This is a genomic window from Endozoicomonas sp. (assembly GCF_051008435.1).
Classification (GTDB): Bacteria; Pseudomonadota; Gammaproteobacteria; order Pseudomonadales; family Endozoicomonadaceae; genus Endozoicomonas_A.
In genome coordinates this window covers 1-1,500 of the sequence record NZ_JBPCXO010000248.1, presented here as the reverse complement: position 1 = coordinate 1,500, position 1,500 = coordinate 1, and the positions used below count along the sequence as shown (strand labels likewise).

General features: G+C 47.7%; 2 protein-coding genes. Both read left to right on the top strand.

The window, feature by feature from the left end:
• Positions 1-105 precede the first annotated feature (105 nt).
• Complete coding sequence (locus ACR2PX_RS12795; RefSeq protein WP_433999745.1) at positions 106-615, top strand: hypothetical protein; 510 nt, start codon at positions 106-108, stop codon at positions 613-615.
• Positions 612-1,487 carry an IS4 family transposase gene (locus tag ACR2PX_RS12790; protein WP_433999746.1) on the top strand — a complete coding sequence of 292 codons (876 nt, stop codon included), beginning with the start codon at positions 612-614 and terminating at the stop codon, positions 1,485-1,487. Before ACR2PX_RS12795 ends, ACR2PX_RS12790 begins: the two co-directional genes overlap by 4 nt.
• The last annotated feature ends 13 nt before the right edge of the window (positions 1,488-1,500 follow it).

Sequence of the window (1,500 nt, the reverse complement as noted above, 5' to 3'; positions counted from 1 at the left end):
CAATGGCACTGACTTAAGCCGTCATCCCTGAAATACCAAGACTTGCTCAAGAAGAAAATCGACTATAAAAGTCGTATATTTCAAAAACTCCTCCTCGAGCAAGCCATGACCAAGTTTAGCCCAGAATACCTCAGCCTCGCTGACGAACTGCTCAGGCAATATGCATTGACCGGAAACGATAAGCTTTCCAGCATTCTCACCAAAGAGAACCTTGAAGACTTTCAGTCACAGTACACAGGTGGCAGGGTCAGACACTTCCCACCACTAAAGACTCTCAGCCTGTTTATGCACCAGGTGGTCAGTGAAAATAAGTCTTGCCGTAATGCCCTGATTGCTGATGCCAGAGATCAGGTAGCTATGGAGCGAGAACCCAGTAAAACCAATAACAGTGGCTACTGCAAAGCCAGGCAACGCCTTACCGAAGAGAGTCTTATGACACTCCTGAACCAATCCGGCAATAATCTGGATAATGCCAGCCCTGAATCATGGCTCTGGTTCAATCGCAGAATTGTCATTGCCGACGGCTCGACACTCTCCATGCCTGACACGGCTGAAAATCAGAAAGCCTACCCTCAACATGGTTCGCAAAAAAAGGGGTTGGAAATCCGCTCCTGAGAATAGAAGTCCTCACGGCATTAGGCAGTGGTGCAGTATTGGCCTACGCTGTAGCCCCTTATAAAGGCAAACAAACGGGCGAAGTCACACTATTTAGGCAACTGGTGGAGCAGCTTAAAGCCGGTGACATCGTTCTGGGTGACGCCATCTTTGAAAATTACTTTCTGCTCGCACTGCTCCAGATAGGCGACATTGATGCAGTCTGTGAAAAAAATGGAGCCCGACATGTAGACTTCAGACAATGCGACCAGAAGCTGGGAAAGAAAGACGGGCTAATCCACCTGAGAAAGCCTGCACGTCCAGACTGGATGAACCCTGAGTACTACAATCAGTGGGTGCCTGATGAGCTGACAATCAGGGTAATCAAAAGTAAAAAACGCATTATCGTCACAACACTTCTGGATGCTGAAAAATATCCACGGTCAAGCATCGTCAGTCTTTATCTGGCTCGCTGGCATATTGAACTGGATTTAAGATCCATCAAAAGCCTCATGAAAATGGATGTGCTACGGTGCAAAACGCCAGAGATGGTGAGAAAAGAAATCACCGTCCACCTGTTGGTTTACAACCTTATCCGCGCATTAATGGCACGTGCGGCGACAGAACTGAAAAACCAGCCTCGGGAAATCAGTTTCAAATCGGCGCAAGAAACCGTGCAGGAGTTCCATGTTCTTCTGTTACAAACAGAGAGCGCTTTGTTACCAAAGGTGGTGAAGCACATGATACGGATCGCATCAGAGCATATTGTAGGGAATCGACCTGGTCGCAGTGAACCCAGAGCAGTAAAAAGGCGACCAAAGCCATATAAGAGACTCCAGCACACAAGATCACAGGCTCGTAGACTCAATGTGTACCAACGGAAAGCGGCTTAAGTCAGTGCCATTG

What these genes read in the sequence shown, in the direction of transcription:
- ACR2PX_RS12795 (WP_433999745.1), top strand. Translation starts at nt 106, where the DNA reads ATGACCAAGTTTAGCCCAGAATACCTCAGCCTCGCTGACGAACTGCTC.